9 protein-coding genes are annotated in these 9,594 nt (G+C 32.9%); 2 read left to right on the top strand and 7 right to left on the bottom strand.

Features of this window, described 5'->3' with window-relative positions:
• The 4 genes from BLP68_RS18755 to rlmD all read right to left on the bottom strand — a co-directional run.
• Window positions 1-257 (bottom strand): transposase (locus tag BLP68_RS18755; protein ID WP_143003126.1); only part of this gene is annotated, 257 nt, incomplete at its 3' end.
• Window positions 258-701: 444 nt separating this feature from the next.
• A complete protein-coding gene (locus BLP68_RS18750; protein WP_330389235.1) occupies window positions 702-977 on the bottom strand; it encodes a hypothetical protein in 276 nt (91 codons plus the stop codon).
• A gap of 728 nt (window positions 978-1,705) precedes the next feature.
• Window positions 1,706-2,785, bottom strand: a complete 1,080-nt coding sequence (locus tag BLP68_RS18745) for an acyltransferase family protein (protein ID WP_091546977.1) — start codon at window positions 2,783-2,785, stop codon at window positions 1,706-1,708.
• Window positions 2,786-3,175: 390 nt separating this feature from the next.
• Window positions 3,176-4,528, bottom strand: coding sequence for a 23S rRNA (uracil(1939)-C(5))-methyltransferase RlmD (gene rlmD / locus BLP68_RS18740; RefSeq protein WP_091546968.1), 1,353 nt, complete (start codon window positions 4,526-4,528; stop codon window positions 3,176-3,178).
• 171 nt (window positions 4,529-4,699) lie between these two features.
• Between rlmD and BLP68_RS18735 the strand changes: the two genes are divergently transcribed.
• Window positions 4,700-6,031 (top strand): GerMN domain-containing protein, encoded by a 1,332-nt coding sequence (locus BLP68_RS18735; RefSeq protein WP_091546964.1) that lies wholly within the window; start codon window positions 4,700-4,702, stop codon window positions 6,029-6,031.
• 68 nt (window positions 6,032-6,099) lie between these two features.
• Here BLP68_RS18735 and BLP68_RS18730 read toward each other — a convergent pair whose 3' ends face one another.
• Window positions 6,100-7,005 (bottom strand): AraC family transcriptional regulator, encoded by a 906-nt coding sequence (locus BLP68_RS18730; protein ID WP_207647948.1) that lies wholly within the window; start codon window positions 7,003-7,005, stop codon window positions 6,100-6,102.
• A gap of 146 nt (window positions 7,006-7,151) precedes the next feature.
• On the opposite strand from BLP68_RS18730, the gene dapA reads away from it, so the two are divergent.
• Window positions 7,152-8,012: a 4-hydroxy-tetrahydrodipicolinate synthase gene (dapA, locus tag BLP68_RS18725; RefSeq protein ID WP_091546961.1), complete on the top strand. Its 861-nt coding sequence runs from the start codon at window positions 7,152-7,154 to the stop codon at window positions 8,010-8,012.
• Between the two features lie 140 nt (window positions 8,013-8,152).
• Here dapA and BLP68_RS18720 read toward each other — a convergent pair whose 3' ends face one another.
• Together BLP68_RS18720 and BLP68_RS18715 are read right to left on the bottom strand one after the other, a co-directional pair.
• The gene (locus BLP68_RS18720; RefSeq protein WP_091546959.1) at window positions 8,153-9,169 is read right to left on the bottom strand and encodes an aldo/keto reductase; all 1,017 of its coding nucleotides are present in this window, start codon (window positions 9,167-9,169) and stop codon (window positions 8,153-8,155) included.
• Window positions 9,170-9,190: 21 nt separating this feature from the next.
• Entirely contained in the window at window positions 9,191-9,586 is a 396-nt protein-coding gene (locus BLP68_RS18715; protein WP_091546956.1) for an FxsA family protein, read from the bottom strand.
• Between the last annotated feature and the right edge of the window lie 8 nt (window positions 9,587-9,594).

Genomic DNA, 9,594 nt, shown 5'->3' with positions numbered 1-9,594 from the left:
TGCTTTAAAATATCGTTTTCCATCTTTAGCTTTTGATTCTCTTTTCTGAGCTTTATCAGTTCAAGTTCTTCAGGAGAAAGATTATCCTTTTCCTTGAAGGAGCCTGATGATTGACTTCTTTTAATCCAGGTATTAAAGGCAGTTGGCGTTAAATCGTATTCTTTCATAATTTCATGCTTAGGTTTGCCGCTTTCATAGAGTTTTACCATTTGGGCTTTAAATTCATCAGTATAGGTTCTTCTATCTCTTTTAGTCATATAAACATATCTCCTTTAATTTATATTAGTTAAAGTTTACATGACCTTATTTTTATTGTCTAGTTAATTGTAGCCCATCCAAATTTAATTATTATAATCATCAAAAACTTCAAAATTTCTTTTTCAAATTCTTCAATCTCAATTAGCTCTTAAGAAAAAATCTCACTATCAGTTCCAAAAAGTATCTTCCTATACAATAATCTCTATGTACATAAAAATTAACTTCCCATTATTGCCATAATGCACACTCCTACATTATAATTTCAGAGTTCATATTCATACTTCTTGCACACTTTTCTTTTATTATACACGTTTCATCAAAATATTCCCAGTATTATACAAAAAAGAGGCTAAGTTTACGTGCCATTTTATTGACTCAGACTTAGCCTCTAATAATATGATATTTTATTAAAACCCATTATTTATGTGATTTGATCCAATCAATTATATTATACCAAAATGATTCAACGCATCCTTAATTGCTTCTACCTTCTCTGGTGTTGGGTGTTTCCTTGGATTTTTCAATTCCTCTACTGCATTTGGAGCATCAAACATTAGCAACCCCAAACCTCTTTTTACTTCTGCGATATAAGCTGTATGCACTTTCAATCCATATTTACTTTCTATATACTCTTGTATCATTTTATAGGTAACCTCTTTCGCTTGGTCTTTGATCCTATGCTTTTTCAAGAATCTTGCCCACAGGAATTTTCCCTTCACCTTAGCCAAACTCCACATTTACGTTGATATGTGTGTCTGCTTTTTGTGGGAAAGAAGTTCAACCGTCTCGACATGGGTTTTGGCACTAAGATGATACTAATATGCATTAATATTGATTTAGACCCCCTACGATCCCCCTTTAGATTCAGGGGGTACTTTCATAGAGAGGTTTAAAGTAGGTTTGATAAAATTGCAATTTCATAATTTGAAGATGGAAACCATTTAGAATAAACCGTCCCCAGGCATTTTGAAGCGTATCTGTAAATGGCCTTACTGAATCGATTACAGCCCATGTTGAAGCTGCAATACTAAATACTTTGTTCATTCTTTATAACTTATAAACATTATTTAATCTAAAGTCTTCAACTCTATCGAGAAGGATTTTATGTGAATTGTTTCTTTGAATCTTGTCTAACTGTACACTTGCATATAAATGACTACTCAGAATACTATTTCTATACCCATCTATTTGACCATAACTTCTTTTATTTTTCTCTGGTTTATATATTTGAGTATTTATTAGACCCTTTAAAGCAAAATTCTCTCAAACAATTAGTCTGGGGAACATTAAAAGAGCGCTTAGTACTTCAGCACTTAGCGCTCCTTATCCTGTAGATAAAACACATTTTAATTTTTACTTAAAAACCTTCAAGGCCTTTGATACCAGGCTATTTCTTCTCAATCAACACAACTGTCTCCACAATGAAGTAAGGCTTCATGCAATTGTATTATCTCTTTATCCCGAACATATAACGTGTAACAGCAATTCTACGAAATAATTCATAAGTTAAAAGACTTAAAATAAATGTAACTAATATGATTAATACCATTCGTAACAATATTATATTGGTCCACTTGAATACATAATATGCAATTAGAATAAGCCATGATTGGTGAAAGATGTAAAATGAAAATGCAGATTTGGTGAAATAATTTGAAAAGCGATTAGCATTATTTAAAAACTTAATACCATATCCTAAAATAGTTAGCAAACTCACCCACATAATTAAATGCCGAAAAGCTGAATAGCTAATAGCTTTTAAACTAAAGCCATAGAGTCCTCCAAATCTATAATAGAAAAGATATAAACATAATGAAGTAGTTATGGTAATAATGAAATACATTAGTCTATTTTTCTCAATCGTTACAAGCATTTCTTCATCCTTAGCAAGAATAAATCCAAGCATAAAAATGGTGAAAAATTGTCCTAGGCTCTTACCACTGATATCTAATATTGCACTAAAAAGAAAAGGTACAATAAATAACAGTATTATTCGATCCTTGCGATTAAACCAATTAATTTCTCTGAAATCAACTTTCATTAATTTTTTTATAACAGGTAATGCAAGTATAGAAATAATAAATAGATACAATAGAAACCATAAATGTGCTGGTGTAAATCCACCTAGATAACCAGTTAAATCAGTTTCTTTAGTAAAAAATAAACGATATTGATGAATGTAACTACCTTGATAATTATTATGGTACTTTTCAGCATAGAATGTTTGAATAGGAACAATAAATAATATGCCAAAAATCAGTGGAATGAATATCTTATAAAATCGTTCCATTATATACATTTTACTATTACGTTTTTGTATAGAGTAATATGTACTCATGCCTGAAATGAGAAATAGCAAAGGCATAAACCAAATAGCTGTAAGAAAAATAAAATCATTCGCTAATCTCACAGTTTTACCACCATGAATATAAAACAATTCAAATCCATTATAGATCATAAAGGTATGATAAGGTATCAATAAAAGGATACCTAAACTTCTAAGGTTATCTATATAATATTTTCTCAAGTCAAATTCCCCCTTTTAACTACATAGTCTATTAAATTAGATATTTGCTTGTCATTATATCACAAAACACCTTTTCAGTGCCTATTCTTACTTATTATTTAAATAAAATTTTATTATTAATAATTGTGCTCCATCGCTACACAACACTCCATATGCATCCTGCAGGGAACATATAAATCTTACTATATTAAATTTTGTTTTACTTTCTTTAACCTTAGACATAGCTTAAAGAATTTCAGGTAGAGATGGTGGGCCCCTTTCATCTCTCAACAGAAACAAATACGCAAAACACTAACCTTAACGCAAATATCCCTATTTCTGCGTAAAAGTTAGACCCCCTAAAGCAAAATTCCCCCAAACTAATCAGTCTGAGGGAACATAAAAAACCTTCTAAACCCGCTCTATCAGTGCCACACACTCGACATGAGCCGTATGGGGAAACATATCCACTGGTTGCACTTCTACTGCCTTATATCCTTTTTCACTTAAATATGCTAAGTCCCTGGCTAAGGTTGCTGGGTTGCAGGATACATAGACTATTCTTTCTGGCTCCATATTGGCTATGGTGTCTAGCACTGTTTCTTCACAGCCCTTTCTCGGTGGGTCCACCACCACTACATCTGCCTTGATACCTTTCTCATACAGCTTTGGTACAATTTTTTCTGCCTCTCCCACATAAAACTCTGCATTGGTTATATTATTTAATGTAGCATTTGTTTTTGCATCCTCTATTGCTGCCTCCACCACTTCAACGCCGTATACCTTCTTTGCTTTTTCAGCTAGGAATAGTGAAATGGTTCCAATTCCACAATATATGTCGAAAACTGTTTCTTCTCCCTTTAGGTCAGCATACTCCAATGCCTTTTCATACAAAACCTTTGTTTGTTGTGGGTTGACTTGAAAGAAGGATTGGGCTGATATTTTAAACTTTAATGGTCCTATGTAATCTTCAATAGTGTTTTCTCCATGTAGGGTAATTGTTTCTTGTCCAAATATTATATTGGTATTTTTATCATTTATATTTTGAACTACACTTTTTAGTCCTTTAATGTTATCCATCAGCAGTTTAACTAGCTCCTGTTGCTGGGGCAAATTTCTACCGTTGGTAATAATAATAACCATTACCTCGCCAGTTTGATATCCTACCTTTGTTACCACGTGTCTTATTAAACCTTTTCTGGTTTTTTCGTCATATACGGTAATATTATATTTATGTATATATTCCTTCATCAATTTAACTACAGTTTCGTTTATCGGATGTTGAATATGACAATAGGCTGTATCTACAATTTGGTGGCTTCCCTTCTGGTAAAAGCCCATAATAGCTTTTCCATCTAACATTCCTACTGGAAATTGAGCTTTATTTCTATATTCGAAAGGTTTATCCATACCTAATGTATCGTGAACAGGTACTTCAATCTTACCTATTCTTTTGATGGTTTCTTCAACTCTTTTTTTCTTTATATCGAGCTGAGCTTTATAGTCCATATTCATAATCTGACAACCACCACATTCATGGGCAATGGGACAGACTGCATCGATTCTATTTCCAGAGGGTTTTATTATTTTTATCAGCTTTCCTATAGCGTAGCTTTTTTTAACAATTGTAGTTTTTACTTTAACCACATCTCCCGGAAGCCCGCCCTCAACAAATATGGTAAAGCCATCTATTTTACCTATTCCCTCACCATTATGCCCTAAGTCTAAAATCTCTATCTGATACATTTTATTTTTTTCTAACATTAACCAGTCTCCTCTCGAGGAATCATATATCATTTTATTCTAAACAAATGCATTATTTTATAGATATTATATATTTATCGAATTTTGTTGCGCGATTTTAGTTTACCTTAACTACTCATTATTCTATAATAAACATATAGGGTAGGACAAGCTAGGAAGGGAGTAAAAAAAATGCGATCTGTAAGAAATATTATATTGTTACTTATTTTATGTGTAACTGCTACAGGATTACCCCTGTATGCCGATTCTCTAAATATTGAATCCTTTAGCTTCAATTTTTCTTCTGAGGAGGAGCTTTCATTTGCTTCAGAGGTTACAGTTGTTTCTCCATCTCATGTAAAGGTTATGTTTTCTATTTCCACAGACGGTAATTCGGTACCGCTATCATTTGATGCTACTGAACCAGTGATGGTTGAGATTTACTCAGCTTCACAGAGGCTTAAAAGCATTCCCTTAAAGGAGCTTACTGAGGAACTACCACCATCAGAAACAACAATTTCAAAAGATGCTCCGCTAAATATATCACTTGATATAAACCAAGTGGAAATCAATATTCCCAATGGAGAATATCATTTGAAAATTACTCCAAATATTAAAAATTTTGAGCCTGAAGCAATATACTATAGTACTCCTATTTCCTTTTCTAGTGAATTTAAATACATTCCTGCTGTTGCTTCAATACAAAACAACCAGTCAGCATTGAAGCTATATTTTACTGATAATGATTATTTTCATTTGATTCCTATAACAAGAATTATACCTTACACCTCAACACCGCTGAGATCAACTATTGATCATTTAGAAATGGGTGCAGACCCAGCTCTCGGTTTATCTACTTTATCTCCTATTCCTAAGGGCGTCGGTTTAGGCTTAAATGGTGGTACAGCAAATGTTTATATTACTGGTGACCTAAATGAATATGAATCTAATCCAAGTAATGCTGCTATAGCCTATGAAAGCTTCGTTAACTCTTTAACCTCAATTAATGAGGTTAACCAAGTACAGTTTTACTTTAATAATAGGATTCAAGCAGATGGGTTTCATGGACGTGTAATGAGTGAACCCCATAAACCATCCTTAGGTCCAAGTCTATATGTAGGCTTTGTTACTGAGACAGATCGCTTATTATTAACACCTATAGCTTTAAAGGGTACTGATGCTTCTGTAACCTCTATTTTCAATCAGCTGAAGTATTCTGGTTATAGTGACTTATATAGCTATTATCTACAGCCACCTGTACCAGATGAACTTATTCTGGAGGATTACATTATAGAAGATGGTAAGCTTTCGTTAATGTTAAATGACGTTTTTATAGATATATATAAGGATAATATTCAGCTACAGTCCTTTATGGTAGACTCTTTACTTTATAGTTTTACCTCTTTAGAAGCAATTGATTCTGTTGAGTTTAAAGTAAACGAAAGGGTTATAACTACCTTAAATGGAGTTGCTCTCCCATCGAATACAAATAGACTATTTATTAACCCAGAAACTCAATCCTAAATCATGTTATATATAGTTCAACTGGAGCTCTACAATCAACAATAATCTTTCATTTTTTAATCAATGAGTCAGAATAAATCTGGCTCATTTTGCTCTTTTTTGACAGAGTTTTCAAAGCTCATTATGTGCTTCATGTATGCTTTAGGTGCTGCTCCATACATTTTCTTAAAAGCTCTTATAAAATTTGAGTAATCCTTGAATCCACTTTTCAAGCAGGCTTCTCCTGTCGAATTGCCTTCACTTATTAAGGTTTTTGCCTTGATCAACCGTTTTTGATGAATGTAATTATGTAGTGTATACCCGGTTTGCCTTTTAAATTTATGCATTAGATAGTGTTTGTTCAAGAAAAATTGTGAAGCTATATTTTCTATTGATAAATCACCAGTAATATTCCTATTAATATAACTTATAATATCACTAATAATCTCATCATAGGTTAAGTCCTCTTGAATACTTGCTTTGTCTATACCTAAATACTTACGATTAATATAAATAATAAGCTGTAAAAACAACGCATTGCTTAATAATTTACTTCCAAACTCATGACTGTTACCTGACTCTTCAAGCTCCTTTAAAATATTTTTAATGTAAGGTAGCTGTGATGTATTTAATCTTAATAGATTCAGGTTTTCCTCACTGGCAAGATTAAAGCAGGTTTCAAGATTGCAATTTATAGTGTTGTGTTGTCTTAAAAAACTTGGATTTATCCAAATCACTATCCTTTCATAGCTTTCACTATTATCGATAATGGGCTTATGTAACTGGTTTTTACTAACCAATAGTAAATCCCAAGGCTTTAATCGATAAGATCTTCCTTCAATTAAGTAAGTAACTTTACCTGAAATAAATACTATAATCTTTGCAAAATCATGGTAGTGAAATTCAAGTTCTAAATTAATATTATCTTTAATATAAAAAAAGGCAAAATCCTTCTCTAAATATCCTCTTTTACTACTCTCATTTTCCATTTTCATTCCACATTCACCACCCTTTTTCTTAAGTCTATATTATTATACAATGAGCACTTTTTGCAATATTTTTAGCATTATATAGCAGTTACTTTGCCAAAATTTTTAATATAATGATATAAAGCAAAAAAATTTGGATTGGAGGATTATAAATGAGTATTAGTGGTATATGGCTACCTATTGTAACACCTTTTAAGGACGACAAGGTTGATTTTAAAAGCCTAGAGGGTATGATTAATCATTATATACCAAAGGGAATAAGTGGTTTGATTCCATTAGGAACCACAGGCGAAAGTCCTACAGTTTCTGATATTGAATTTGAAGAAATTGTTGAGAAGACAGTTGAATTCTGCAACAATAGAGTACCTATTTTTGTAGGAGTAGGTGGAAACGATACAAAAAAGGTTATACAAAAGCTAAAGCTACTGGAAAAGTATAATGTTAAGGGCATACTATCAGTTTCACCTTATTATAACAGGCCCGATCAAAGGGGAATTCTTCAGCATTTTTCTTCCATTGCGGCATCAACAGATTTAGATATAATAGTATATAATATTCCCTATCGTACTGGTAGAAATATTGAAAACTCTACAATTCATAAGCTGGCAGAAATTAAAAATATTGTTGCCCTTAAAGATGCCAGTGGAGACATTAAACAGACCCTTGAGTTGCTTCTTAACCCTCCAAAGGATTTCTCCATTCTAACGGGTGAGGATGCATTCTATTATACTACCCTTTTACATGGCGGTCATGGTGGTATTTTAGCCTCTTGTCACTTAGAAACGGAGCTATTTATAGAAATATATAATCAGGTTAAGGAAAATAATTATCAAGCAGCCTTTGAGAATTGGAAAAAGCTTATTAAAGTAATTCCACATCTCTTTGAAGAGCCTAATCCTACTCCAATTAAATACTGTTTATATAAGCTAGGTCTTATCGAAGCTAATGAGGTACGATTACCTCTATTACCCATAACTGAAGCCTTACAAGCTAAGCTAGATATATTAATATAGATAACAAAAAAGGTATTCTTACTTTTACAAAAAAAAGCAGGAGCACCTTCGGTGCTCCCAAAATAGAATCAGTTAACCCATTGCCTTCATTAAACTATTAGAGAGTATATACCTTGTTTTTATTTTTTATACAAATTATTTTAATTTTTTCCTTCCAATTTTTTCGCAACATTCTCCATCATCTTTCTGATGGGTAAATCATAGGGACATCTAGGCTCGCACGCCCCACATTTAATACAGTCAGATGCAATCTTAGGTAGTCCACTATATCTTTCTAATGCCCAATCCTGTAGCTCATATCTTGAGTAATAACCTTCTATAAGGAATTGGGTGGAGATATCAATCCCTTGTGGACAGGGCTGACAGTATCCGCATCGCCTACAAAAGGTTAGCCCTAGTTCTTCCTTTATTTCTTTTAATATTTTTCTTTCTTCCTGGTTTAGGGGCTTGAAGCTTTTACCTACACTACTGTTTTCTATTATCTGCTCCTTTTTATCAACTCCTGGTATTACTACACTGACATGGGGATTCTCTAAAATAAAGCGCAGTGCCAAATCCCCCTTATGTAGTGCTCCGCCTGCCAAGGGTTTCATAACAATAACCCCTATATTTTTTTCGTATGCCCTTTTAAATAGCTGTTTTCCCTGTTGTTCTACCACATTATAGGGAAACTGTATAGTAGAAAAGTTATCTGTTTCAATAGCAAACTCTAACATTTCTTTGCTGTGGCTGGTTATACCAATTTCTTTTATAATTCCTTTTTCCTGTGCTTCCTTCAATGCTCCATAGGCTCCATCTTTAGACATAATTTGTTGATATTGCTCTTGGGTTTTAACAAGATGCAGTTGATATAAATCTATCCATTCACATTTTAAATTATTTAAGCTTATTTCTATATCTTTTTTCATGGATTCATAGTCTCTTGAAGTTGATTTTGTTGCAATTATAAACTTATCTCTTATACCTTGTATACTCTTACCTATTAATTCTTCACTTCTTCCATAACCTCTAGCTGTATCAATAAAATTAATATCTTCTTCAGCAGCCAGTTGTACAATTCCTATTGCCTCTTCATCCTTCAACCGCTGAAGGGGTATCCCCCCAAAGCCAATTACTCCAACCCTATAATTGGTTCTTCCTAGCTTTCTAAGCTCCACAGCTATTCCTCCTTTGTTGATTTATTTTCTATAGTAAAAAAGAAAGGTACCTTCCTCTAACATTCTTCTAAGCTTTGCTTTTATTACCTTCTTTAAAGCTTCTCTAGAGACGGGTATTACAAGAATAAAACCAGTTATATCTGTTAATAAGCCTGGTGTAAGTAGTAATGCACCACCAATTAAGACACATAACCCATTAACAAGCTCGTCTCCCGGCATCCTCCCTTGGCTCATCTCCAGTCGAATATTATTTAATATACCTTTGCCTTCCTTTTTAGCTAAATAAGCACCTGCAATACCAGTAAAAATAACTATAAGCAGAGTATATCCTAGTCCAATATATGTATTTAGTCTTAATAACAGTGCCAATTCAACAATGGGTATGACAGTAAACAATAAAATTAACTTAAACAGCATTTACATCA

The organism is Alkaliphilus peptidifermentans DSM 18978 (assembly GCF_900101495.1).
In the GTDB taxonomy this organism is placed as follows: Bacteria; Bacillota; Clostridia; order Peptostreptococcales; family Natronincolaceae; genus Alkaliphilus_C; species Alkaliphilus_C peptidifermentans.
Note: the sequence above shows the minus strand (reverse complement) of the source record. Positions and strands in the feature narration are given on the sequence as shown.